Annotated in this window: 17 protein-coding genes; 6 read left to right on the top strand and 11 right to left on the bottom strand. The window is 68.0% G+C overall.

Annotated elements, in window-relative coordinates; genetic code table 11:
* Positions 1-2 precede the first annotated feature (2 nt).
* The 11 genes from AXK61_RS01295 to AXK61_RS01240 all read right to left on the bottom strand — a co-directional run bounded on the left by AXK61_RS01295 (position 3) and on the right by AXK61_RS01240 (position 12,269).
* On the bottom strand, positions 3-719 hold the full coding sequence (locus AXK61_RS01295) for a VIT1/CCC1 transporter family protein (protein ID WP_082777753.1): 717 nt from the start codon (positions 717-719) through the stop codon (positions 3-5).
* A 25-nt stretch (positions 720-744) separates the two neighbouring features.
* Complete coding sequence (locus tag AXK61_RS01290; protein ID WP_068743380.1) at positions 745-1,539, bottom strand: SDR family NAD(P)-dependent oxidoreductase; 795 nt, start codon at positions 1,537-1,539, stop codon at positions 745-747.
* Positions 1,540-1,564: 25 nt separating this feature from the next.
* Complete coding sequence (locus AXK61_RS01285) at positions 1,565-2,158, bottom strand: class F sortase (protein WP_068569468.1); 594 nt, start codon at positions 2,156-2,158, stop codon at positions 1,565-1,567.
* On the bottom strand, positions 2,158-3,375 hold the full coding sequence (locus AXK61_RS01280) for a prealbumin-like fold domain-containing protein (RefSeq protein ID WP_139057715.1): 1,218 nt from the start codon (positions 3,373-3,375) through the stop codon (positions 2,158-2,160). Before AXK61_RS01280 ends, AXK61_RS01285 begins: the two co-directional genes overlap by 1 nt.
* Positions 3,376-3,470: 95 nt before the next feature.
* On the bottom strand, positions 3,471-4,697 hold the full coding sequence (locus tag AXK61_RS01270; RefSeq protein ID WP_068569471.1) for a glycosyltransferase: 1,227 nt from the start codon (positions 4,695-4,697) through the stop codon (positions 3,471-3,473).
* Complete coding sequence (locus tag AXK61_RS01265; protein WP_068743376.1) at positions 4,697-5,320, bottom strand: TetR/AcrR family transcriptional regulator; 624 nt, start codon at positions 5,318-5,320, stop codon at positions 4,697-4,699. Before AXK61_RS01265 ends, AXK61_RS01270 begins: the two co-directional genes overlap by 1 nt.
* 32 nt (positions 5,321-5,352) lie before the next feature.
* The gene (locus AXK61_RS01260) at positions 5,353-6,126 is read right to left on the bottom strand and encodes a PIG-L deacetylase family protein (RefSeq protein WP_068743374.1); all 774 of its coding nucleotides are present in this window, start codon (positions 6,124-6,126) and stop codon (positions 5,353-5,355) included.
* A gap of 82 nt (positions 6,127-6,208) precedes the next feature.
* Positions 6,209-9,583, bottom strand: a complete 3,375-nt coding sequence (locus AXK61_RS01255; protein ID WP_068743372.1) for an ATP-binding protein — start codon at positions 9,581-9,583, stop codon at positions 6,209-6,211.
* Positions 9,580-10,362 (bottom strand): DUF4194 domain-containing protein, encoded by a 783-nt coding sequence (locus AXK61_RS01250; RefSeq protein ID WP_068743370.1) that lies wholly within the window; start codon positions 10,360-10,362, stop codon positions 9,580-9,582. Before AXK61_RS01250 ends, AXK61_RS01255 begins: the two co-directional genes overlap by 4 nt.
* Positions 10,362-11,870, bottom strand: coding sequence for a DUF3375 domain-containing protein (locus AXK61_RS01245; protein ID WP_068743369.1), 1,509 nt, complete (start codon positions 11,868-11,870; stop codon positions 10,362-10,364). Before AXK61_RS01245 ends, AXK61_RS01250 begins: the two co-directional genes overlap by 1 nt.
* Before the next feature lie 138 nt (positions 11,871-12,008).
* Positions 12,009-12,269 carry a helix-turn-helix domain-containing protein gene (locus AXK61_RS01240; protein ID WP_068569477.1) on the bottom strand — a complete coding sequence of 87 codons (261 nt, stop codon included), beginning with the start codon at positions 12,267-12,269 and terminating at the stop codon, positions 12,009-12,011.
* Between the two features lie 91 nt (positions 12,270-12,360).
* Here AXK61_RS01240 and AXK61_RS01235 point away from each other — a divergent pair, with 91 nt between their 5' ends.
* Genes AXK61_RS01235 through brxL form a run of 6 tightly spaced genes read left to right on the top strand, consistent with a single transcriptional unit; the run spans position 12,361 to position 25,379 of the window.
* Positions 12,361-12,996, top strand: a complete 636-nt coding sequence (locus AXK61_RS01235; RefSeq protein ID WP_068743367.1) for a DUF1819 family protein — start codon at positions 12,361-12,363, stop codon at positions 12,994-12,996.
* Positions 12,989-13,609 (top strand): DUF1788 domain-containing protein, encoded by a 621-nt coding sequence (locus tag AXK61_RS01230; RefSeq protein WP_068743365.1) that lies wholly within the window; start codon positions 12,989-12,991, stop codon positions 13,607-13,609. The genes AXK61_RS01235 and AXK61_RS01230 overlap by 8 nt, the downstream gene beginning before the upstream one ends.
* On the top strand, positions 13,606-17,148 hold the full coding sequence (gene brxC / locus AXK61_RS01225; RefSeq protein WP_068743364.1) for a BREX system P-loop protein BrxC: 3,543 nt from the start codon (positions 13,606-13,608) through the stop codon (positions 17,146-17,148). Before AXK61_RS01230 ends, brxC begins: the two co-directional genes overlap by 4 nt.
* Positions 17,148-20,693, top strand: coding sequence for a BREX-1 system adenine-specific DNA-methyltransferase PglX (gene pglX, locus AXK61_RS24690; RefSeq protein ID WP_068743362.1), 3,546 nt, complete (start codon positions 17,148-17,150; stop codon positions 20,691-20,693). Before brxC ends, pglX begins: the two co-directional genes overlap by 1 nt.
* The gene (gene pglZ / locus AXK61_RS01215; protein WP_068743360.1) at positions 20,690-23,227 is read left to right on the top strand and encodes a BREX-1 system phosphatase PglZ type A; all 2,538 of its coding nucleotides are present in this window, start codon (positions 20,690-20,692) and stop codon (positions 23,225-23,227) included. The genes pglX and pglZ overlap by 4 nt, the downstream gene beginning before the upstream one ends.
* Positions 23,214-25,379, top strand: a complete 2,166-nt coding sequence (brxL, locus tag AXK61_RS01210) for a BREX system Lon protease-like protein BrxL (RefSeq protein WP_082789162.1) — start codon at positions 23,214-23,216, stop codon at positions 25,377-25,379. Before pglZ ends, brxL begins: the two co-directional genes overlap by 14 nt.
* The last annotated feature ends 58 nt before the right edge of the window (positions 25,380-25,437 follow it).

The raw sequence follows: 25,437 nt of genomic DNA, 5'->3' as shown, positions 1-25,437 counted from the left end.
GGTCACAGGAGCAGCGCCCCGACCAGGTAGCTGATCAGCATGGTCGCGGCTCCGACGAGGACGGTGCGCACGATGAGCCGGCGCACCGAGATGTGGCTGCGCCGACCGGCGATCACCGAGGTCAGGACCAACGACGCGATCACGGCGATGGCGATCGCCCACACCTCGACGCCCACCGGCACCGACACCGTCAGCACCAGCGGGACGATCGCGCCGCTGACGTAGGCGAGGGACGAGGACAGCCCTGCCCACGCCGGGTGCCAGGCGGGGATCGGCCGGACGATGCCGTGCTCGTACTCCAGCTGCGCCGCCAGCGCGTCGCGCGCGCTGAGCTGCGCCGCAGCGGCCGCTGCGGTTGCGGGGTCCAGGCCCTTCGTCTCCCAGTAGGCCGCCAGTTCCGCCAGCTCGTCGTCAGGTGCGGCGGCGAGCTGAGCGCGCTCCTCGTCGATGATGTGCGTCTCGGCATCGCGTTCGGCGGCGTCCTCCGCCCACTTCGCGCCCCCGACGGCGAGCGAGCCGGCGATCGTCGCCGCGCAGGCGGCGGTCATCAGCACCGAGTCGCCGGCACCCGCTCCCGCGAAGCCCTCGAGGAGTCCGGCGGTGCCGATGATGCCGTCGTTCGCGTCGACGGCCCAACTCCGGGGCGACGACGTACGGCGCATCCGATACCGTGCCCGCGACCAGGCCGACCGTCGCGGCGCGAGCGGACCGTCGATCATTGCGGTGATGCTACCGGCGGACGGTCTACGGAAGGATCGAGTCCACGTAGCCACCGTCGACCCGGACGGCCGCGCCGGTCGTGGCGGAGGCGAGCGGGGAACTCAGGTAGACCACCATGTTGGCGATCTCCTCCGGCTCGATGAGCCGCTGGATGAGGGACTGCGGGCGGTGCAGGCGCATGAACTCGCGCTGCGCCTCGTCCCACGCCAGGTTCGTGTCCACCAACTGGTAGACGAAGTCCTCGACGCCGCCGGTGTGCGTGGGCCCGGCGATCACCGAGTTCACCGTCACGCCCGTCCCGGCGGCCGCCTTGGCGAAACCCCGCGAGACACCCAGCAGCGCCGTCTTGGACACGCCGTAGTGGATCATCTCGGCCGGGATGACGATGGCGGAGTCGCTCGCGATGTTGAGTACCCGGCCCCACCCGCGGTCCATCATGTCCGGCAGCACCAGACGCGTGAGGCGCACGGCCGCAAGCACGTTCACGTCGAAGTAGCGGCGCCACTCGTCATCGGAGACCTCGAGCGGATCCTCGGCGCCGAAGACGCCCAGGTTGTTGACCAGGACGTCGACGGGGCCGAGTTCGGAGATCGCGTGCTCGGCCTCGACCTCGACGGTGACGTCCGCGACGACGGGGATCAGATCCGCTCCGGGGACCTGCCGGCCAAGGGCGGTGATGGCCGCCGTGACGCGGCCCTCCGATCGGCCGTTGATCCCCACCCGCGCCCCCGCCTGTGCGAGTCCCGCGGCGATGGCGAGGCCGATGCCCTGGGTCGATCCGGTCACGAGGGCGGTCCGCCCGCTCAGGTCGATACGCATGCTCTCGACCCTAACCGCGGTCCGGTCAGGCGCGCTCCGCGTAGACGAGATCGTTGTTCTCATAGCCCATCGGCGGGCCGACGAAGTTCCCGCCGCAGGTGACCATGATGAGCGTCTCCGGCCCGTCGAGCCGGTTCAGGTCGTCGGTGGGCAGCACGCCCTTGTTGACCGAGGCGGTGCGGGTGACCCGGTAGGCGATCCGAGCACCGTCCTTGCCGGTGAGCTCCACCCGATCGCCCTGCTTCAGGGTCGAGATCCGCTTGGCGTACCCGGTGCCCTGCCGGGCGTCGTCGACGTGCCCGGTGATCACCACCGATCCGGCGCCTGCGCCCGGGAGCGCCGAGTCGACCCACCAGCCGAGGCGTCTCACGTCGGTCGGTGGGTACAGGGCGCCCTGCGAGTCCGTCGCGACGGCGTCGACCGGCGCGTCAGCGTCACCGACGGTGACCGTGACCGGCGTCGTGGGCTCGCTCGCCGTCGCCGTGACCGGTGGCCGGAGGTCGCTCTGCGCAGACGGATTCGACGACGGTGCGCTCGCCGTCCCGTCGACTGTGCTGCCACACCCGACGAGGGACAGCACCGCCGCGGCGGAGACGACGAGTGCGGCCGCGCGGCGCATCAGAAGGTCCTGCCCGACGGGATCGAGGCGATCGGGACGCGGACGCCGGGGTTGCGGACCACGGGCCCGGCGTCGATCTTCGAGTTCGTCACCCGGACCTGGAACTGCGGGGTCAGGCGCACCTCGAACGCGACTGCAGCGGCATCGCGGACGTAGCCGGCGGGTGCGGCGGTCTCGGTCGCCTTGTAGCAGCCCGACGGAAGCGAGAAGGCTGCGATGCCGTTCGCACCCGTCGTGACCGCGCGGACGGCCTCGTCGCTGCCGCATCGGGAGATCAGGAACGACGCGCCGGCCAACGGGGCGCCGGTGATCCGGTCGGTCTTGACGAGGGTGCCGTTCGTCTCGACCTCGCCGGGCGGGATCGTGACGCCGCAGCGGAATCGGAACGCGAGGCGGTTCACGGCGTTGCCCTCCACCCGGGCGTACGCGTTCGGGCCGACCAGTACGCACGACGACGGCCAGGCAGTGGGCACCACGCTGACGCATCCACGCGGGAACGCGCCGCCGCCGTTGCCGGCGCTGTCGGTGCGGGCGCCGCCCAGCGGACGCCAGGTGTCGCACTCGGCGACCGCGTACTCGGACGCGACGCCGTTCCCGTTCTGGTCCCGGGCGGTGATCGTGAAGCGCACGTTCTTGTTCGGCGGCGGGGTCGTCGAGGTCGGCGGGACGATGCCGCCGCGCTCGAGCACGAACCTGAACTCGGCCCGGCCGGAGTCCGTGGTGATCGTCTGCACGACGGGCGAGAGCAGTCGCCAGTTGGTCGGCGTGTGATCCATCCGGGCGCTGACGCAGGGGCCGGTGACCGTGGTCGCGCCACCGTCGGCGAGCGAGGCCCCCGGGCCGCCCTTACAGCCCTGGACGTGCACCGTCGCGCCCGGCACGCTCGCGCCGCTCGGGTCGACGATGCGCACCGCCCCGACGGTCAGCCGTCCGGGCGGGCCCTGCGGCGGCACCGTCGTCGTGGTCGACGGTGCCTGGGTCGTCGTGGTCGGCACCGTCGAGGTGGCGGGTGTGGTGGTCGCCGGCGTCGTCGTGGTCGGCGCGACCGTGGTCGTCGGCGTGGCGGGTGCCGGCGCCGGGGATGTCGTGGTCGTGGGTGCCGTGGGCGGCGTGGTCGGCTCGGCGCCCGCGACTGCGGGCAGCAGTCCCATCATCGACACCAGCGCGACCGGTAGCACCAGCGCGCGTCGGATTCGGTTCCTGGTCGCGTTTGTCATCGCGTCCTCCTCTTTTCGTTCCCCCATGGCGATGTCGTTCGACACGAGGAAGATCGGGAGGAGGGACGGAATCCGTTAGCCGTGTTACGAGATCGTTATTGCCCCGCGACGGCGCGGACGACCGCCGCGGCTCCGTCCTCGCGGCCGATCGCGCTGCTCAGGACGCCCGCGGCCGTCCGATACCGGGTATCGCCCACCGCGGCACGTATCGCCTCCGCGAGGGAGGAAACCATGACCTTCGTCCGAGCGATCGGCGCGGTGCCGGCCCCGAGCGCGTGCAGCCGCCGGGCCCAGAACGGCTGGTCGCCGCCGGGAGAGGGGAGGGGCACCGTCGGGATACCCGCGCGGAGGGCGGCCGCGGTGGTGCCCGCGCCGCAGGAGTGCGCTACCGCCGCGACTCGGGGGAGGACGTGCTCGTAGGGGACGGTGTCGATGTTCAGGACGCCGTCGCGGTCCGGAACCCGAAGGCCGGCACCACCGGATTGCACGATGCCACGGACACCGGCGACGGCCAGGGCCTCGTCGATGATCGAGGACAGGCGGTCCCGTTCCTGCGCCGGCACCATGAGCGAGCCGAGGCCGACGAGGACGGGTGGCGGACCGTCGGCGAGGAAGGCCTCCAGGTCGGGCGAGGGCGACCAGTTCCGCGGCGTGGGCGACCACCAGCTGCCGACGACCTCGATGCCCGGGCGCCAGTCCGCCGGGCGGGGGAGCACGCTGGGCGACCATCCGCACAGGATCGGCCACTGCGCGTGTGAGCGGTCGTGACGGAGCGCGCGGGCAGACCGCTTCGGCAGGCCGAGGTCGCGGCGCAGCTCGGCGACCACCCCGCCGTACATCCGGTCGACGGTGCCCTCGGCGAACCGTCCGGCGGCCCGGTTGATCGCGCCGCCGGCCGACCACGCGCCGAGCAGGCTGGGCGGGTACTCGCGGGTCGCGGACAGCGGCTGCAGTCGGGCGCCGATGATCGGGATTCCGCGGGCCTCGGCGAGGGCGTGCATCGCCGGTTCGGCGAAGGGCGTGGCGAGCACGACGTCGGCGGAGACATCGGCGACGGCGTCGAGGAGGCCCCGGCTCAGCTGCCGGATCCCTGCGGGTTTGACCAGCTTCAGCGCGTCGGCGAGGGAGGGCTCGCCGTCCGGTTCGCCGAGGTCGAGGGGGATCGGGCGGGCGTCGAGGCCCAGTTCTGCTGTCTCGCCGTCGAGCTCGTGGTTGGTGGTGATCGTGACGGTGTGGCCGGCCTCCTGGAGCCGGAGCCCCACGCCCGCGAGCGGCATCGTGTCGCCGCGGGAGCCGTAGGTGGCGATGAGGATGTGGGCCATCAGTTCTCCTGGTCGGCGCGGGTGGCGCGGGTGAAGGCGTCGACGAGGTCGTCGGCGTACGCGTCGAGGTCGAACTCGGGGTCGGCGAGCGTGGTGTGCATCGCGGAGCCGACGGCGCCGCGGATCGCGGTCGCCATCGAGGCGACGTTCAGTGGGCGGAACTCGCCGGAGTCGACGCCGCTCGCCAGGATCACGTCGAGTTCGACCCGGCCGCGCGCGTCGTCGTGGCTCGCGTCGACGGAGACGTCCTGGAGGCGGCCGCCGTCCTTGGTGCGGAAGCCGCCGGCGATCTCCATGAGCGCCAGCTGGTGGTTGCGGTGCGTGCGCATGTACCGCAGGTGCGTGCGGATGTGCGCCTCGAGCTTCGCCGCGGCCGTGGGAGCGGCCTCGACCGCGGGCACCATCTCGGCGAGCAGGGTGGAGTAGGACTCGTGTACCACTGCTGCGATCAGGCTGTCCTTGTCGCCGAAGTGGTACAGCACCACGCTCATCGCGACGCCCGCCCGGTCCGCGATCTTGCGCACGGACGCCTTCCCGTAGCCGAGCTCGGCAATGGTGTCGATCGCGCACCCGGCGATCTGTGCGCGGCGCGCCTGTTCGGTGAAGGTCTCGGTAGATCGCATGATCTAACTATAGATCACGTGATCTATAACAGCTACAGGAGACGGTCGGACTGTGTCGTGGAGCCGGGCTCGATGAAGTGCTCCGTCCGGACCACCGGCGCGATCAGCCACGCCGGGAGCCGGCGGAGGATCCGCATCAGACGGGCGACGCGGCCGGGCCCGTTGATCTCGGAGCGGTGTGCGCCGAGCGCGCGCTGCTTCGCCGCCACGAACGGCCGCACATCGATCCGGTGCGTGATGTCCGCGGCCGGGGTGAACCAGGTGCGCGCCGCCTCCAGGTCGTGGCCGCGGGTGAGCCGTAGCCGCGTAGTCACCGTGAGCAGGCGGACGGCGACCTCGCGCGGCACCGTCGCCTCCACCAGACGCACACCCGTCAGCTCCGCGGCGCGGCGCGCGATGCGGTGGACGGCGATGTGGTCGCGGTGGCCGTAGCCGCCCGCGGGGTCGTATCCGATCAGGAGGTCGGCGGCCGTCTCGCGGAGGACGGCGGCCAGTGCCTCGGCGGGCTCGTCCGGGTCGGCCCGCACCAGGCGCACCCGGCCCGGAGGATCGGGGTAGAGGTCACGCCCGTGCCCGCTGTCCGCGTATCCCAGCCAACGGACCTCCGAGACACCGAGCTCGGTGGCAGCGGCATCCAGCTCGCGCAGGCGCTGCGTCGGATCGGGCTCGTCGTCGCCGCGCATCATGCCGTCGGTGGCGACGACCACCACCACTCGATGCCCGGCGGCCGCCAGCTTCGTCAGCGTGCCGCCCATGAAGATCGACTCATCGTCCGGGTGAGCGTTCAGCGCGACGACGGTGCCCATGCTCACCTGTATATCACCGATTGAACACTGTTATGGAGTTCGCGACCTGCAGAAACGCTCTCCATAACAGTGTTCAATCGGGTCAGCGGCTGGTCGTGAGCTCGCCGAAGGTGGCGTACCGGGCGTCGGAGCGGGCACCGTCGGGAGTGACCTGCTTGTCGACGAGGATCACCTGCCCGATGAAGGGCTCGACGATGCCGACCATGCGGATCGGCGCGGCGATGATGAGCTGGAAACCGAACTGCTCGAAGGCCCGCAGCGACTGCGCGGAGAAGCGCTCGTCGGACTTGCTGAAGGCCTCGTCGAGCATGAGCGGCGCGAAGGCCGGCTCGTTGGACCCGTCGATGCCGTGCGACCCGAGCGCGAAGCTCAGCGCCGCCGCGAGGCAGAAGGCGACCAGCTTCTCCTGCTCGCCGCCCGAGTTCGTCGCAGTGTTGCGGTAGGTGACTACCGCGGGTGCATCGGGCTCGGCGCCGACCGCGTTCTCCCGGCCGTAGAAGGAGTATCCGGTGCGGACGTCCAGCACGTTCTCGGTCCAGCGGCGCGACTCGGGGTCGTCGCCCGTGAGGCGCAGCACCAGGCCGCGGATCCGCTTGAACTGGGCGGCCATCGCCGCGGGCTCGGCGCGCTTGGCCGCGGGGGCGTCGCGGACCATCTCGTCGACCAGCTTCGCGAACTCGGTGGCCTCCGGCGTGGGCCGGGCGGCGTACGCGATCTGCAGGTACGTGCCCTCGTTGAACTCGACACGGCGCAGCCCGGCGTTGACATCGGCGATGCCGCGCGTGATCGCGCGGTGCGTGTCGTCGACCTCCTTGAACAGGTTCGACACGGAGTGGCTGACATCGGTGGTGATGAGCCGCCGGAACTTCTCCGTCGCCGCCGCGAGTCCGTGCGCCACGAGGTTCTCGTGCACCGCAACGAAGTCCGGAGCGGAAGCGGCCTCGGCGGACAGCTCCGTCGAGGCGTCCGGCCACTCGCGCAGGAACTGCTCCGCGGTGCGGACGATCCGCGCCTCGGCGGCGTCGCGCTCGGCGGTCGCCGCGTTCTGCTGGCGCTCCAGCTCGGCACGCAGGTCGGCGCGGACCTCGCCGAAGGTATCGAGGGTGAGCCGGCGCGGCTTGGCCTCGTCGGCCGTGAGCAGGTGCCAGAGTGCGGTGGCGAGGAAGTCCTCGTCGGGCTCCGAGAGCTTCGGCGCGCTCTCGCCGTCGATCTTCTCGAATTCGGCCAGGAGGTCATCGAATTCGGTGCCGGCGCGGTTCATCGTCTCGGTGAGACCGCCGATGCGGGTCTGCGCCTCGGCCAGCTCGCCGTAGGCGTTGTCGGCCTGCAGCTCCAGTTCGCCCAGGTCGGCGTTGCCGGACCTGGCGTCGGAGATCCGGTCCGCGAGTTCCTCCGCCTCGGCCTTGGCCGCCCAGTGGTCGAGTTCGCCCCACGAGGTGTAGCCGAGAACCCCTGCGGCACTGTCGGCGACGGCCTTGTGCTCGGCCAGGTCGTCGCGCAGCGTGGCCGATGCGTCCGCGGCCTTGGCGTGCACCGCGGCCAGCTCATCGCGACGACGCTGCAGTGCCTCGCGCTTGGACCCGGTGTTCGTGCCGAGGACCCACTGCGAGCGGTCGGCGACGGAACGTCGGTCGTCCTTGCGGAACCGTCCGCCCGCGCTCTTGACCAGGCCCTCCGGGGTGACGGCCTGCTCGTGCCGCTCCAGCTCGGCGGGGGAGTCGACGCAGATGTGCCGGGCGGCGCGGGCCACGGCGCCGGCCAGCCAGCGACCCGTCTTGGTGCTCTCGTCGACGACGAGCTTCTCCGCCAGGGAACCCGGATCCGGGCGGGTGCCGTCGGCACCGTCGACCACCTGGTAGGTGAGCACGCCCTGGACGCGCACCGCGTTGACGTGGTCGGCGACGGCGCGCTGATGCTCCGCCGGCACGAGCAGCGTGGTGGCGAGCGGCCGCAGGACGCGCTCGGCCGCGGCGGCCCACGTCGCCTGCTCCGCGGGCCGCACGTCGATCAGCTCCGCGGCGTACGGAAGCTCCTCGGCGGGAACGCCGGTGGCGCGGGCGATCGCGTCGCGCTGGTCCAGCAGCGCGGGCGGGAGGAGCGACGCGCGGCGGTCCAGGACGGACAGCTCGTCGTCGACAGACTCGACGGCGCGACGGGCGTCGGATTCGTCCGTGTACGCGGAGTGCACCCGACCCGCGAGCGCCTCGGCGGCCTCGGTGGCGCGGTCGCGGATGCCCGGAACCTGTTCGCGTAGCGCGGCGAACTCCTCCGCGGATTCCGGCGCACGCTCGCCGAGCTTCTCCACCGCCGCGGCGAAGCGCTCGTAGGCGCGCTGGCGGGCCTGGGTCTGCAGCTCGCGGGACTGCAGCTCGGCCTCGAGCACGCCGACCTCGCCCTGCTCCTGCCGGAGCCGGTGCAGCAGGTCGTTGTACCGCATCTTGCGCTCCTCGGCGCGGTTCTCCCAGCGGGCGATCTGCGCGTCCATGCCGGCTCGCTCACCCTCGATCCGGTCCATCTGCTCCTGCAGCAGGCGCAGCTTGTGGCCGCGCAGGTAGGAGCGCACGGGGGCGCCGAGCAGGTCCGCCGCGCGGGTCGTCCCGACGGTGGCCGACCGGTACCGCTCGTACGCCTCCGGCATCGGCCGGAGGACCTTCTCCTGCGCCTCGGCCCGCGCCGCGGCCCGGTAGGCCTCGTCGAGCTGGGTGAAGTTCTCCACCAGGCGTTCCGCGCGCGCGTAGGTCTGCGGCCGGTCGAGCATGTAGGTGCGGATGAAGGCGTCGAGGTCGCCGACGTTCTTCATCGCCTTGGCCTTGCCGAGCAGCGCCAGCGCGGCGCTCGAGGTGCCGATGCCCACTCGCCTGCGGAGCGCGTCCTGGTACGCGGCCTGGGTGTCGAAGGACTCGACGCCGCTGTGCCGGGACCGCCAGCCGCGGGTGTCGAATCCCGCTGTGGCCCAGTCCTGCAGGTCGAGGAGATCGAAGGCGCCGGAGTGGATCTGGTACCACGACTTGAGGGAGGCACCGTCGGTCCCGCTGCCGGGGAACCACTTCACGGCGACGGCGGTCGTCACGTTGCCGGCGCCGTTGTCGTACGTCGCGGCGACCGCGGACCAGGTGGCCGAATCCCCGCGCAGGTACTGGACTTTGGACTGCTGATGCTCGTCGTCGTTGACCGACCACGCGCCGCGCACGTAGTCCGCCATGGAGCGGGCGGCGCGCTTGGCGCCCTTCGCGGTCATGTCGGCCGATGCGTTGAAGGACTGGTCGTAGGTGGGCAGCAGCACCACCGAGTGCGCGTCCATCAGCGAGGACTTGCCGGAACCGGAAGGGCCGGTGAGGATCACGCCCCGCTCGTCGATGGGGAAGTCCTTGTAGCCGTCGAAGGTGCCCCAGTTGACCACCTGCAGGCGGGTCAGGCGGTACTGGCCCAAGTGCTTTCGGGTGCTATGCGCGCTCACGCCTGCGCCTCCTGGTCATCGAGGTCGACGGTGCCGTCGCCGTCCGCGCCGTCGACGGGGGCCGCGGCCTCGCCCAGATCCTGGTCGGTGCTGGCGAGATCGCGGTACGCCGCGGTGTAGAGGTCCACCTGCTCGGGGGTGAGCAGCGAGGCGATCACCGAGTGCACGGCGTACCGGTCGCTGGTGCCCACGCGGCGGATCAGGCGGCGTGTCTCCAGCTGGTTGATCGCGGCGTCGGCCTTCTTCACGAAGCCGGCCTCGTCGGTGTCGCGTGCGGGGCGGAAGGTCAGAAGGTGGTCGAGCATCTCCTGCCGCTCGACGACGGCCGTCTCGTCCGGGCTGGACAGGTGCTTGAGCCGCAGGAACAGCGCGAGGACCGATGCGGCGAGCGAGAGGCTCTGCGCGCGCAGCAGATTGCGCTGTCGCGGATCGTTCTCGCTGACCTGCCGGGTGAAGGCGTGCTTGGTCTCGCGGTTGATCTCGAGCAGCAGGTTCAGCTCCGACAGGCGGGAGCGGAGCAGCGTCTCCTCGGCCTCGATCACGGCCCAGTTCTTCGACTTGGCGGACACGTGGGGCGCAGCGATCAGCTCCTGCAGGGCGTAGCAGACGGAGTTCGGGAGCTGCGAGGTGTCGCCGTCGAAGCGCGGCGCGGTATCGGCGCCGCGCAGGGACTTGATCGCGTCCTCGTCGGCGATGCTGAAGTCCGCGAGGTCGATCTCGGGAAGTACGTCGTCGGCGGGCACGTCCAGCGTCTCGATGTCCAGGGCTTCGTCCGACATCAGGCCTCCTGCTCGAAGAGTGTGGTGGGCTCGGGCGCGGCCGAGGCGGGGGTCAGGGGCGGGAGCGCGGCGGCGAACTCGACGTGCGGCACCGTCAGCTCGCGGGGCCCGCGGGCCGTGTGCGCGACGACGGTGACCGGACGGTCCGCGTCGACGGTGCCGTACCGCGCGCCGAGCGACCAGATGCCCACGACATCGCCCGCGCGGGGCGCCTCGATGGCGGCGAGGACCTCGGCGAGGGTGGCACCGTCGGACATGCCGACCTGCGCATTGATGGCGGACGCGAGGGAGTCCCAGTCGATGGCCTCGCGGCCGACGAGCCGGGCCGGGTCGATGGTGAACTCTCCGGAGGTCTCGCGGACCTCGGGCGGCAGGGTGACGATGCCGTCGTGGAAGCGCAGGGCGCCGACGGAACTGGTATCGACGGCGGTCATCGGGACGGCGAGGCCGGTGTCCCGGCTCGCGGAGACGGTGTCGAAGGCGTCGACGGCCGCGCGCTGCGCCTCGGTGATCCGGGCGCGCAGTGACTGGTACTGGAGGAAGTCGCCGTCCTTGACGAAGGTGTTGATGCGGCGGTACACCTGCCCGCGGATCTCGTCGACGCGCTGGACTTGCATCCACATGCGGTCGAGGAAGCCGGTGAGGGAGTCTTTGAGGTCGTCCGGGAGGTCGATCTCGTGGACGACCGAGGCGACCGAGGTCTCGAGCTGCCGGCGCAGGCGGTGGTCGGACAGCAGCGTGTAGAAGGCGTCGAAGGCCTTGCCCTCGGGGGTGTTCGCGAGCTCGTCATGGCCGTCGAAGAGGCGCTGCAGCGTCTTGGCGTACGCCTCGGCCTCGCTGGACTCGGAGGCGTCGAGGCCGTGGGTGAGGAGGGCGCGGGTGTGCTCGCGGAGCTTCTCGCCGTAGCCGAGGATGTCGGCGGGCATGCGCTCGGCGAGGGAGCTGACGATCTTGAGGTCGTCGACCACCTTGTCGCGGTCGTACTCGGGGATCAGGCCCTGGCGCAGAGCCTCGCGGCGCCGGGTGAGCTCGGCGATCTGCTCGTCGAGGGCGCGCAGGTGATCGTCCGGGTCGGCGCTGACGGTGACCGCGACCGCAGAGAGCCGCGCCGTGACCAGCTCGAGCGCGGTCTCGGTGGCGACGTTGCGGTCCAGCGAGACCGCCTGCACCTGGCCGAGCGCGGTGGTGGCGCCGCGGGTGAGCTGGATGACCTCACGGTCGTCCTCGTCGAGGGTTCGGGACACGTAGCCGTGCTTCACCCACTGGTCCAGTACGTCCGGGCCGGCGGGGACGGGGCGCGCGCGTTCCGTGAAGTGGTTCTGGAGGGACTGCAGGTCGACGGTGAGCGCGTCCCCCAGCTCCTCCGCGTCGACGGGGCCGGTTCCCAGCCGGGCAGCCATGAGCGCGAGGTAGGCGACGGCGTGGGGGGAACGGAGGAGCCTGAGCGCGACGTCGTTGTCGGCGTTGTCCGTGAACGCGGCGTACAGCTGCGCAGCAGACTGCGCCATCGTGCACCTCCCGTTCGATAGGTCGTCAGCGACGGTCCAGTGTATCGGGGATGTCGGAGGCTGCGAGGGAGGGCGTTCGCTGGACGACGACTCTCCGATTCTGTCCGGTTCGGACCGGCGCTTCTCAACGGGAAATGGCTACTCGGCGATCCGGCGGATCAGGTCCGAGAGGTTCACGCCGAGGGCGTTGCTGAGTGCGACGAGGGTTGTGAACCGCGGGTTCGCCGGCGTGCCCTTGCGGCGATCCGATAGTCCGCTCTCCAAAAGTTGGAGGTGGTTGGTGCTGATCCCGACCTCGGCGGCCAGCGCTTCCTGACTGAGTCCGCGATCCACGCGCAGCCGTCCGATCTCGGTTCCGAGCCGGTGCGACAGCTCTTCCTCGATCGGGGACTTCGGCACTGGTCAAGGGTGCGGTCGGCCGATTGTCGGAGCCACCATGTATACATGGGAAAATCGTCCGGTTCGAGTGCTTGCATGGGGGTGAGGGTCAATGGCTGGGGAGCCCTATCGCCTGTCCTTCACCACCGGTGGATTGATGGTGACTGAGTCCGCTGCGGTGGCAGGGCTCCTGTTGTCCGAAGGCGATGCGTCGCGCGCACGGTCTGTCGCGGTGGAACGGAATGTCGTCCAGCAGCGGATGCGGAGGTCGACGGTCCGCGTCACGAGCGAAGCCGTGCAGCGCCTCGCCGTGATGCCTCGGGCCGGCCTGCGGATCATCGCTGACGGCCCTGGCACGCAGTCGCGAATCCTGCTGTGGGTCGCGGCGTGCGCTCGCTACCGGCTACTGCGGGACTTCGGCCGCGAGGTGCTCCGAGATCGTCTTCTTGCGGAGCGCCCGCTCGTCGAACCCGATGATTTCGAGACGTTCTGGAACGTGCAGTCCGCGTGGGTGGACGCGCTGCGGGACGCGGCACCGTCGACCCGGGTGAAACTCCGCCAGACCACCTTCCGGATGGCTCGGGATGCCGGGTTCCTGGACGAAGCCGGTCGGGTCGTCGCGGCGGCGCTGACGTCGGACACGGCACACGTGATCTCCGAGCTGGACGCGTCACTGGTGATGAGTCTTCCGCTCCACGACGGGCAGCTGGCGGGCATCGGAGCCGAGGTAGGGGGCCGTCATGACTGAGCCGATCCACGAGGATCTGTCGCCGGCCGAGCGGTTCGACCGCGCGTACGCGGTGATGCGCTCGGACGACTTCCTGCACATGCGGGGGCAGCTCGGCGAAGTGCCGTACTTCATCCTCGGGCATCCCGCCGCGGACGAGCCGGAAGTGGGTGCGCAGGTCAAGCGCCTCGTGGGCCGGCTCCGCGCGGACGGCATCGAGGTGTGCGAGGTGGACCTCTGGGCCCTCGCGCGGGCGATGTGGGCCGAGACCGGCCAGTGGGACGCGATCCTCGAGCAGGAGTCCGCGCTGCCCAAGGATTCGTTCGCGGACGTGGGGAACGTGATCTCGCCGCAGAAGTACCTGTCGCCGCGTATCACGTCCATCGTCCGCGCGCAGGAGCCCACACCCCAGTTGGTGGTGCTGACCCACGTCGGGCGGCTGTACCCGCTGGTCCGGGCGCACACCATCCTCAACACCCTGCAGCCACTGCTGTCCGATCTGCCCGTGGTGCTCGTCTTCCCGGGCGAGTACCGGCAATCGCCCACGCAGGGAGCGTCTCTCGTGCTGTTCGGGCAACTCCTCGACGACGACTACTACCGCGCATTCGACCTGCTGAAACTGGGGAACCCGTGACGAATCTGGAACAGATCCTGGCGAAGGACATCGACCGTCCACTGGACGGCGTGGTCAAGGCGTCCAGCTCGGGGAAGTTGCGCGAAGAGGTGCGCGAGTACGTGATCACCGCGGAGGTGGCCGATCACCTGCGGGACCTGTTGGAGGCGTACACCTTCCCGGGCGAGGCGCCGTCGAACGGGGTGTGGATCGCCGGGTTCTTCGGCTCGGGCAAATCGCATCTGCTCAAGATGCTCGCCTACCTCCTTGGTGACGTGCCGGGAGCGGAGCTCTCCCGCTCGGACGTGGTCCCGGACTTCCAGGCGAAGCTGCCGGCCGAGGACGCGATCGTCCGCGGCGCTCTGGGGCGCGCTGCGGCGATCCCCGCAACCTCTTTGCTGTTCAACATCGACGAGAAGGTCGACAAGAACAACAAGGACGAGCCGGGCGCGCTGCTCGACGTGTTCGTGCAGGTCTTCTACGACGCGGCCGGGCTGTACGGGAAGAGCCCGTACATCGCGCGGTTCGAGCGCGACCTGGCGGCGCAGGGCGTGCTCGACCAGTTCAAGGGCGCCTTCGAGCGGCACTACGGCAAGCCGTGGGAACAGGGCCGCGAACTCGCGGTGTTCGCCGATGCCGCGGCGGAAAAAGCCTACGCCGAGGTGACCGGGCAATCGATCTCGGCGCCGCTCGCCACCTATCGGCAGACGCACAGTGCCACGTCGATCGAGGCGTTCACCGAGGAAGTGGCGCAGTGGCTCGATGCGCAACCGGCCGGGCACCGTCTGGCCTTCTTCGTAGACGAGATCGGGCAGTTCATCGGGCAGAACACCCAACTCATGCTGAGCCTTCAGACCATCACAGAGTCGCTGCACACGCGGTGTCGTGGTCGCGCCTGGGTGTTCGTGACCTCACAGGAGGTGCTCGAATCGATCCTGGGGGACCGGACGAAGGAGCAGCAGCAGGACTTCTCGAAGATCCAGGCGCGCTTCGCCGTTGCGCTCAAACTCGATTCTCGCAACGTCAAGGACGTGGTCTCGCGGCGCCTACTGGAGAAGACGCCGGACGGCGTGGAGCTGCTGTCCGGGACCTATGAGAGCAAGCACGAGCGGTTCCGTTCGCTGTTCGCGCTGCAGAGCCAGCGCCCGTTGAGCAGCTACGCGAACGAGTCCGACTTCGTGAACACCTACCCGTTCGTGGACTACCAGTTCGAGCTGTTCCACGACGCGATGCGCGGCCTTTCGGATTTCAATGCATTCACGGGGAAGCACTCGTCGGTGGGTGAGCGTTCGCTGCTGGGGGTCACCAAGGACATCGGCTCGTCGATGAAGTCGGCCGGCGTGGGCGAGCTCGCCACGTTCGACATGTTCTTCGACGGCATCGAGAAGTCGCTCAACTCCGACATCAAGCAGAACGTGATCAGCGCGTCGCGCAACATCACCGGACCCGATCGAGACCTGCAGTTGCGGCTGCTCAAGGCGCTGCTCATGACGAAGTACGTCGACTGGTTCGAGGCCACGCCGCAGTCGCTGTCGGTGCTGCTGACCCCTGAGATCGACGCGAACATCGCAGCCCTGCACACCGACGTGGAGCGTGCGCTCAAGGAACTCGAGCGGGCTACCTATGTGCAGCGTTCCGGCAACGCCTACTCGTACCTGACGAACGAGGAACAGGACGTCGAGAAGGCGATCAAGAACCACGCCCGCAACGACGCCGACGTCAAGAAGCTCCTCAACGACGAGATCGTGGCCGCCACGGGTGTCGGGGGCAAGATCCGGCACGACGCCACAGGTGTGGATCTGGGGCTCGAGCGATGGCTCGACGACGAGCGGCAGGGGCGAACCGAGCCGCTGAGCGTCCGGTTCATCACCCCGTACGGGTACCGCACCGTCGACGATGTGAAGCAGCAGTCGATCGGGGCGGCGGGCGCGCTGTTCGTGGTGCTGGACCTCACGGACCGCACGAGGGACGACATCGAGCTCTTCGTCCGCACCAACAGCTATGTGCAGCTGCAGATGAAGTCGACGTTGCCCGAGTCGCGCCAGCGAATCCTGGCCTCACACGGCCGCGCGAACGTCGAGCGCGGGCGCGCCGTACGTGCGGAGGTGGCGCGTGCCGTCGCGAACGCCGATCTGGTCCACAACGGGACGATCATCCAGGTCGGCGGCGGCAGCGCGAAGGATCGGGTCAACGCCGGGTTGCAGGTGGCGATCGAATCGCTGTACCTGCGGATCAACGAGGCACGCGCCGCCTCGAGTCTCACGGACGGCGACGTCGGCCGCATCCTGCGCGAGGAGAACACTCTCGACCTCGACGTGACCTCGTCGCTCGACGAACTGGCACGCACGGTGGTCAACGAGGTGCAGTACGCGAAGACGCGTCAGGTGGATGCGACCGTCGGTCATCTCGTGGAGCATTTCGCGAAGCCGCCGTTCGGATGGTCCACGACGTCGGTGCTCGCCGTCATCGCGCATGCCGTGGTCGCAGGGCGGGTGCGCCTGCGGCTCGACTCGCGGACCCTCGTCCGCAGCGAGATCGCCGGCGAGCTGACGAACCGGCACAAGCACCGTCAGATTCATGTGGACGAGGTGCGCGCGCACGACCCCGCCAAGGTGCGCAAGCTGCAGCGATTCCTCGCGGACTTCGCCGACAGCAGCGACACGTTCTCGAACACCGACGACCTGATCGAGAAGGTGCGGACCGAGCTGGCCGGCACCGCCGACGAGGTGGCGCGGTGGGCCGGCGAGCCGTACCCCTTCACCGAGAAGGTCCAGGCAGCGGCCGCCCGGCTGCGCGCGCTGGTGGACGGGCGTCCGGCCGAGTGGTACCTCAGTGAGTTCCTCGACGACGCAGACGACCTGCTGGATCTCAAGGAGGACACTCTCGATCCGATTCGGGGGTTCCTCAACGGTCAGCAGCCGGCCGTGATCGCTGCGGCGAAGCGGTTCCTGCAGGACCGGGAAGCCGAGCTGCACGACGCGGACGCCGACGATCTCGCGCAGCTCACAGGTGACCTCGGCGACCCCGACTTCCTGCGCGGCGAGGTCGTGCCGCGGATCAAGCGGGTCCACGAGCGCCTGCTCTCGCACGTCGACGGTGCCGTGGCGCACGACCGCGACACACTAGCCACGGCGATCGATGAGCGTATCGCCGCATTGCGGGCGACGCAGGAGTACCTGGACGCGAGCCCAGCGGCGCGGGAACACGCGGTGACCGCACTGCAGACCATGCGCAACGCAGTGGCAACACACTCCACTCGCGGCGCAGTGGCACTGGCGCGGCAGTCTTTCGACGCGGCGTTCCGCGACGCCATCAAGGCACTCGTGGCGGGGCGAGCTGAACCGGAAGACCTCGATTCGGACGGTTCAGGAGGACGTGGGACCGACGGAGGCGGCGGCAAGCCGCCGAAGCCAGAGCCGGAGACGGTCAACATTTCGGAACTCGAAGTGCATGGTTCGCAGGCAACTCTGCGCACCTCCGCCGATGTTGACCGCTACCTCGAACGGGTGGGTGGTGCTCTGCGCGCTGCGGTCGAGGCCGGGAAGACGGTGATCCTCTGATGGATTCGTCGAAGCTGGAGAAGTTCGCCACCGCGGCTCGCGTCACCCTCCTCGATCAGATGGCGGGCCTGGTGACCCAGGCGCTGAACGATCCGAAGATCGCCGCCGAGTACCCGAACGACGTCGCAGGACTGCGCGCCGCGGTCGCCGAGCACGGCGAGACCTGGGTCGCGGACACCGCCGCCCACACCTGGTTCAACCGTCTCACTGCGGCCCGGTTCATGGACGTGCGCGGGTTCTCCGGGCTCTACCGTGTGGTCTCGCCCGCGGCGGATTCCGCGTCGAACCTGCCCGAGATCCTCCTCCGGGCTCAGTCCGGCGAGTTCGGCGATGAGGTTCCTGAGCGCACGCGCACCGAGGTGTCCGCGTTGCTCAGCGGACGGCGCACCTCGGAGAATCCCGAACTCGAGGCGTACGCGCTCCTGTTACGCGCGATGTTCGTGGCCTGGTACCCGTCGATGCCGGAGGTGTTCACCGGCCCGGCCGACTGGATCCGCCTACTGGTGCCGGCCGACCTGCTCGCGCCGACCTCCGTTCGCGAGCGGGCCGTCACCGTGATGGACGACGATGCCTGCGCGACCGTTGAAGTGGTGGGCTGGCTGTATCAGTTCTACAACTCCGATCTCAAGGACGAGATCAACAAGGCCAAGGTGCCGATCGACGCAGCGGAACTTCCCGCCGTCACCCAGCTGTTCACGCCGCACTGGATCGTGCGGTACCTGGTCGAGAACTCCCTGGGGCGGCTGTGGCTTCGCTCTCGCCCGAACAGCGCTCTGCGCGAGCACATGCCGTACTTCGTCGAGCCGATCGAGGGCCAACCCGACACGGGCATCACCGTCGAATCGCCCGAGGAGATCCGCCTGGTCGACCCGGCCTGCGGCTCCGGCCACATGCTCACCTACGCCTTCGACCTGCTCTTCCACATCTACGAGGAAGCGGGCTACGCGCGCACCGAGATTCCGCAGAAGATCCTCACCCACAACCTTCGTGGCCTTGAGATCGACTCGCGCGCCGCGCAGCTCGCGTCGTTCGCGCTTGCCATGAAGGCTCGGGAGAAGGACCGTAGGTTCCTCACCCGCAAGGTCGACGGTGCCCCCGTCCGCCCGGACATCGTTCGGATCGAGCCTCTGACCTTCGACGGAGACGATGTGGAATTGCTGGCGCGGGGCCTCTGTCGCGATGACCGCGCAGCGCTGGAATCGCTGCTGCAGGCGTTCGTGTACGCGGACACCTTCGGCTCGCTGATCCGCGTCGACCCGGTCGGCATGGCCGTCCTGCGCCGTATCCTCACCGACGCCGAGCAGTCCGACGGTGCCGACACCACCTTCGAGGCCCGTCGCGAGGTCCTCGTCCGGGCGCGCCGCCTGTACCGGCAGGCAGATGCGCTGGAGGACGATCAGTACCACGTCGTCGTTGCCAACCCGCCCTACTTGGGCAGCGGCAACATGGGCGGGCAGCTCAGCGACTTCGCGAAGGCACGGTTCCCCGAAACCAAGGCCGACCTCTATGCGATGTTCATCGAGCGGAACGCGGAGCTCGCTCGTCCGTCCGGCTCGGTCGCAATGGTGACGATGCAGTCGTGGATGTTCCTGACCTCGTACCGCAAGTTCCGCGCGCGGCTGCCAGAGTGGGGGCACATCGTGACCATGGCACATCTGGGAGCGAGGGGATTCGACTCGATCGGCGGCGAAGTCGTGCAGACCACCGCATTCGTTGTTGATATCGCATCCCGGCGGACTGGAAACGGGCAATTCTTTCGACTTGTCGAAGGTCGATCCGAAGAGGAAAAACGATCCTGTCTAGTTCAGGCGAATAACGCACAAGGTGACGCGCGAATTCGTTTCGTCAGTTCAATGAACGAATTTGAGGCAGTGCCCGAGTCTCCGATCGTGTATTGGTTGTCCGACGGATTGCGGTCGTCCTTTCACAGTCACTCGCTGCTTGGGAGTGTAGCGAACGTGGTCAATGGTCTCACCACTGGTAAGAATGAACGGTTCGTTCGCCAATGGCATGAAGTGGCAATCTCGCGCTTTACTTCGAAATGCCTCTCCGAAGAGGATTCTCGAAATGTTGAATTTCGTTGGTTTCCCTACAATAAGGGTGGGCAGTTTCGTCGGTGGTTCGGTAACATGTCTGAAGTTGTGGACTGGCAAGATGCGGGTAGGAGAATTGAGAGCTTCGGCCACTCGTTTCCCAGGTCTCGCTCCTTCTACTTCCGTCCGTCGATTTCGTGGTCGAAGGTCGGTACCGGCGATACCTCGTTTAGATACTTTCCGCCCGGATTCGTATTTGACGTTGCTGGAATGTCGATATTCCCGGAGCAGGGGATCTCGTTCTCCCACCTTCTTGGGTATCTGAACTCTACCTGCGCGAGTGAAACGGTCGCGGCTCTGTCGCCGACTATCAACGTCGAAGCGGGCCAGGTCAGGAATCTACCGGTGATTGCTGACGTGCTTGACGATGTATGTGAGTGCGTAGATCGTTTGGTCTCGATATTTCGATCGGATTGGAATGCTCGGGAGTGTTCGTGGGATTTTGTTTCACATCCGACGATTGGTCTGGGTTGCTCGGATCTGGTTGAGGCCTCGGGAATCCTGTGGGGAAACTCGATCGCTATTGCGGAAGAGGCTCGCTCGCTCGAGCAGAGAAATAACGAACTATTCGCACGTGCGTATGGCCTGCAGGCGGAGGTTCCTGTCGCCGTATCCATCGATAAGGTGTCGGTGACTCTTAATCCGCACTTCAGGTACCGTCCGAGCAATTCGCGCTCCAGGCGCGAAGAGGAATACCGCGCGTTATTCGATCAAGACCTTGCTCGGGAGCTCCTGTCATACGCCGTCGGGTGCATCATGGGCCGGTACAGCTTGGATGAACCTGGTCTGATTTTGGCGGATGCGGGTTCGACCATCGCAGATTTTGAGGTCAAGGTACCGAACTCGCGGTTTCGACCGGACGATGACGGGATCGTACCGATCACGGAGAATGAGTATTTCCCGGACGATATCCTCTCGCGTATTCGGGAATTCCTATCCGTCGCGTTCGGCGAAGAGAATCTCACCGCAAACGTGAGTTGGATCGAACACGCGCTCGGATTGGGTAAGCGGAAAGATCTGCGGCAGTACTTTCTCAAGGACTTCTACGCCGATCACCTCAAGATGTACTCGAACCGCCCGATTTACTGGCAGGTGTCGTCGAATTCGAAGCAACCCAACAAGGGCTTCAGCGCGCTGGTCTACCTGCACCGGTACACGCCGACGACGCTCGGCATCGTCCGCGAGAACTACGCGAATGACATGCTGGATAAGCAAGAGGCCCGTCTCACGACCATCGCGCACGCCCTCGACACCGCTGACAAGTCTGAGGCGAGGGATCTCATCAAGGAGCAGGACGAGCTGACTCGGGTGCGGCGCGAGGTGCAGGACTGGGTGACCACCACGCTGTTCCCGTTGTCCACCGCGGAGATCGCGCTCGACCTCGACGACGGCGTCAAGCAGAACTACCCGAAGCTCGGCGCGGTCCTGAAGTACGTGAAGGGTCTGTCGTGACGGCAGCACCGTCGAACCGGATTGGCGAGCTGCTGGCGGAACGGTTCGCCAGCAGCCCGGTCATCACCTGGATCGACGTTTCGGGGGAGTACTCCGCAGGTCTCGACGAGATCGTCGGCGTCCTCGGCGCTGGGGCCTACGACGTGGTCGTGCATCGGGTCGAGGGCAATGAGCTGGGGATCAAGACGCGGGTTTACGCGGACCTCGACGACCCGGTGCGCGACAGGCGGCGCCGGCACCTCGTGTACCGCACCGGGGAGAGGCCTTCGCGGCCGGACAACTGGCTCCTCGACCTGGAAGCCGGGTACGGCGTGTTCACGGCCGACACGGCGGCAATCTTGGTCCACGAACTGGGGCTGACCGACCGCGACGTCGACCCGGTCGTGGAGCGGCATTCGTTCGCGTTCGCAGTACCGGGCCGGATTGCCGCGGTACGCGCGCGGCTGGCCGACGTCGATCCAACACTTCCACCGAAGGATCTCGCCGCCAAGGTACTGGCGTTCCTCTCGGCGGAGGTCCTGGGGCTGGAGGGGAAGGACAGCCATCGGCTGCAGGACATCGTGACCGCGCTGTTCGTGGATTACGCCGACGACGAGGACACCGGGTACCAGACACTGGCGGACGCGGACCTGACGGACTTCCTGTGGAGCGGATGCGCCGATATCTACGGTTACCGAACCGACTCACCGAGCGTAGCCGGCCTGGTGACATGGTTGTTCGACCAGGCCTGGCGGCAATGGCCCGACGCCCGCAACCCGGCACGGATCGACTTCGAGCGGCTGCGCGACGGCCGTCAGTACGACCAGCTATTCACGTATCTGGCGCGGACCGCCGAGCGTGACCTGAACATCATCGACCGCCTGCGCGGTGCCGGCCACCCGCTCGACGAACTGGCCGCAGGCAACGTCTTCCCGGTCGTCGACGAGGTCGTCATCGGCAGGCTTGCGGCCGCCATCCACCGGCGTGAACTCGCGCCCGATGCGGTACGAGAGATCCTCGCGAAGCGGCGCAGCACCACGTGGTTCATCGACCAGCAGAACTCCTACGCCGCGCTCGAGGCAGCTGCGGAGTGCCTCACCCGGATCGAAGCGTTCCTCCCCGTGATGGCCGACGCCACGGACGGTGTCCGCAGCTATGCCTCGTCGTGGGCTCCCATCGACGGTGCGTACCGGAGATTCCGCAACTACTTCGCGACCGCCGAGACCGAGTTGCCCACGGAATTGGCGGACAAGGTCGAGAAGCAGTACCTCCTCAAATACCAGCGCCCGCTTGCCGCCGCATGGCAGGAGCAGGTCGACGCGCTGACGGAGTGGGCAGTGCCAGGAGTCGAGCCGCTGCGCGGATTCGCAGCCCACGACCTGCCGGCCAAGGCGAAGACTCTCGTCGTCATCTCCGATGCGTTCCGCTACGAGGTGGGTCTCGAGCTCGCGCAGCGCGCGAACCGGGAGAACGACTGGTTCGACGCCATCGTCGAACCGCGGCTCGCACCCCTTCCCTCCTTGACCTTCGCGGGGATGGCGGCGATGCTGCCCCACAGCAGGCTCAGCCTGCACGGGGAGTCCGTCCGGGTCGACGGTGCCTCCACCTCCGGACTGCCCGCTCGGAACACGCTGTGGGCCAAGGTGCACGCCACGGCGATCGACTTCGACGACGTGATGTCGATGAGTCCGGCGGACCGGAACGCATTGTGGCAGAGCAATGATGCGCTCGTCGTCTACCACGACACGATTGATAAGGCCGGCCACAAGGCGCCGCACCAGGTCCCTGACGCCTGCGCGACCGCGGTGGGCGATCTGCTGCGGATCATCAAGAGCTTCGGCAGTGGGAAGATGCGCGCTAGTCGCGTCCTGGTCACGGCGGACCACGGGTTCCTCTATCAGCGTTCGGACCTCGAACCCACCGAGTACTTGAGCGAGACGCCGCAGGGTGAAGTGGTGGCGTTCGGACGCCGCCACGTGATCGGCGACGGACTCAAGGACCAAGCCGCCTTCCGCACGTGGACGCCGCAGGCGCTCGGCTACGACAGCGGAGACGAAGTGCAGATTCCGCGCGGATTGCACAGGCTGCGCAAGCAGGGAGCCGGCTACCAGTACGTGCACGGCGGGGCGTCGCTGCAGGAGGTGGTCGTGCCACTCGTGACGCTCATTCGCGGGCGCAACTCCGCGGTGAGCAAGGTGACGGTGGACGTCAACGTCAGCACTCCCACAATCACGACGAGCACCGTCATGGTCACCCTGCTGCAACGCGACCCGGTGCAGGGCAAGACACGCGGCCGTGAGCTCGTTATCGGTGTGTACGCGCCCGACGGTGCGCTGCTATCCGGGGAGCGGACGGTCGATGTGGCGAGCGAGGCGCAGGACATCCGCGACCGGGGCCGCACCGTCGAACTCGTGCTGAACGAGGAGGCAGACCGGTACAACGGCCAGGTGATCACGATCCGCGCGGAGGAGCGGATCAACGGTCATACCACTCCCTACCAGAGCACCACCGCGACACTGCAGCGCGGTTTCGGAGGTTTCAATGACGCTTTCTGAGAGTGACGGCGATCTGGTGAGCGACGCTCCGATCGACGACGATCCTTCGGCGGAACCCGATGCGGGCATCACCGACACGAGTGAACTGGACGCGAAGGCGAACGTGCAGTTCCCCGGCTTCGTGGTGCGCAAGGACCTGGTCGGCCGGATCAAGGGCAACGCGGTCGTGCCGGGCTACGTGCTCGAGTTCCTCCTCGCGCAGTACTGCGCGACCGACGATCCGGCGACGATAGAGTCCGGGATCGAAGCCGTGCGGGACATCCTCGCTAAGCACTACGTGCACCGCGGCGAGGCGGAGCTGATCAAGTCGACGATCAGGGACCGCGGGAAGCACCGGGTGATCGACAAGATCTCGGTGGTGCTCGACGAGAAGCGGGACAAGCACACAGCCTCGTTCGGCAACCTCGGGTTACGCGGTGTGCCGATCGATGACGGCACCGTCCGGAACAACCGGAAGCTGCTCACCGGGGGCGTGTGGTGCATGGTCGACGTCGAGTACCTCGGCGGGGAGGCGACGGACGATCGATGGATGATCGCGGCGCTGCGGCCCATCCAACTGGGTCAGTTCGATGCCACGAGGTACATCGCCGCGCGGGAATCGTTCACCACCGACGAGTGGATCGACCTGTTGGTCAGCACGATCGGATTCGAACCGTCGAAACTGTCGTCCCGGGCGAAACTGCTGCAGCTGGTGCGGCTGGTGCCGTTCGTGGAGCGCAACTACAACCTCGTCGAGCTCGGTCCGAAGGGCACCGGCAAATCGCATGTGTACTCGGAGTTCTCGCCGCACGGGACCCTCATTTCTGGCGGAGAGGTAACTGCGGCGAAGCTGTTCGTGAACAACGCGAGCAAGTCGATCGGCCTCGTGGGCTACTGGGACGTGGTCGCGTTCGACGAGTTCGCGGGCCAGAAGCGCGTCGACAAGACTCTTGTCGACATCATGAAGAACTACATGGCGAACAAGTCGTTCTCGCGCGGCACCGACACGCAGACCGCCGAGGCGTCGATGGTGTTCATCGGCAACACCTCTCGCCCGGTCCCGACGATGCTCGCGCATTCCGACCTGTTCGAAGCGTTGCCGGAGTCGTATCACGATGCCGCGTACCTCGACCGGATCCATCACTACCTCCCCGGTTGGGAGGTCGAGATCATCCGCCGTGAATTGTTCACCAGCGGGTACGGATTCGTCGTGGATTACCTGGCGGAGGCGTTGCGGCATCTGCGCGCGCTCGACTTCTCCGATCGGTACGCCGGCGGGTTCACCCTGAGTGAGCAGATCTCGCAGCGCGACCGCGACGGCGTGCGCAAGACCTTCTCCGGTCTGATGAAGCTGATCCACCCGGGAGGCGAAGCGCAGCCGGCCGAGATCGAAACGCTCTTGCGGTTCGCCATCGAGGGCCGTAAGCGCGTCAAGGACCAGATCCTCCGCATCGATTCGACGATGGACGACGTGACCTTCGGGTACACGGACGCCCGCGGCGCATGGCACGATGTCGCGACCCGCGAGGAACTCGACTATCCGCGTCTGTACCACCGCGATGCGGCGGTCGCAGCCGGCGATGCCGCGGATCTGGGCGAGGCATCGTCGGACAGCGCGGGCGGGAGGGTGCCGCTCGGCGGGACCACCGTGGCCGCTGCCGACGGCCCGTACGTGGAGGAACTGTTCACCGGGGTCATCGACGTACCCGACGACTCGATCGGGCATTCCTACGCGAATCTGCTTCTGCCACATCTGGTCGGCGCGACGAAGATCGAGATCATCGATCCGTACATCCGCGCGCCCTACCAACTGCGCAACCTCTACGATCTCCTGCTCGAGGTCATCGGCGCGAAGGTCGCGGAGGACACGGTGTCCGTCAAGCTGGTAACCGCGGAGGAGAAGACGAGCGAGGATCGGAACAGGGCCCAGCTCATCGGGCTGCTGGAGATCAAGAATGCCGTGGCCGAGGGCGGTGTGGAATTCGACGTCGAGTTCCGGCTGGGCATCCACGACCGCCAGATCACCACGGATACCGGCTGGCGGATCATGCTCGGGCGTGGGCTCGACATCTTCCAGCCGTACAGCGGCTCCGGTAGGTTCGACCTCCGGCATCGCTTCCAGGAGTTCCGTCGGGCCAGGGCCACCACCGTCACGTTCATCAAGATCGACTGACACACCAGGATCGGGCAAAACCTGTCATACGTCCCCGATAGCGTCGTCCGTAGGACGG

Origin of the sequence: Tsukamurella pseudospumae, assembly GCF_001575205.1 — a bacterium.
GTDB classification, from domain to species: Bacteria; Actinomycetota; Actinomycetes; order Mycobacteriales; family Mycobacteriaceae; genus Tsukamurella; species Tsukamurella pseudospumae.
The sequence above is the reverse complement of the archived record's forward strand: the minus strand, read 5'-3'. Positions and strand labels throughout refer to the sequence as shown.